This window comes from Flavobacterium anseongense, from assembly GCF_021608185.1.
Lineage (GTDB): Bacteria > Bacteroidota > Bacteroidia > Flavobacteriales > Flavobacteriaceae > Flavobacterium > Flavobacterium anseongense.
In genome coordinates, this window is record NZ_JAKIHN010000027.1 from 1 (window position 1) to 684 (window position 684).

General features: G+C 41.8%; 1 protein-coding gene. It reads left to right on the forward strand.

The window, feature by feature from the left end:
• A partial coding sequence (locus L1S35_RS13200; RefSeq protein ID WP_236401455.1) for a SprB repeat-containing protein occupies positions 1 to 684 on the forward strand: 684 nt, incomplete at both ends.

A 684-nucleotide genomic window follows, 5' to 3' on the forward strand; every position in this document is an offset into this window, starting at 1 on the left:
GCTTTAGCTTCTACGAACACGACTACTAATGTATCTTGTTTTGCAGGAACCAATGGAAGTGTAACCGTAACCGCTACAGGTGGAACGGCTCCATATACTATTTTATGGTCTAATGGCGGCACTACATTTACAGCTAACAATTTAGCAGCTGGTACTTATACCGCAGTTATCACAGATGCTCGTGGATGTACTTCAAACGTAAGTGTAACAATCACACAACCGGCAACGGCTTTAGCTTCTACTAATACTACTACTAATGTTTCTTGTTTCGCAGGAACAACTGGAAGTGTAACAGTAACAGCTACTGGTGGAACAGCACCTTATACCATTTTATGGACAGGTGGTGCTACAACATTTACAAGAGCTAATTTAACAGCTGGTACTTATACCGCAGTTATTACAGATGCTCGTGGATGTACTTCAAACGTAAGTGTGACAATCACGCAACCGGCAACGGCTTTAGCTTCTACTAATACTACGACTAATGTTTCTTGTTATGCAGGAACCAACGGAAGTGTAACAGTAACAGCAACAGGTGGAACAGCTCCTTATACCATTTTATGGTCTAATGGTGGCACTACATTTACAGCTAACAATTTAACAGCTGGTACGTATACCGCAGTTATCACAGATGCTCGTGGATGTACTTCAAACGTAAGTGTAACAATCACACAACCGGCAACG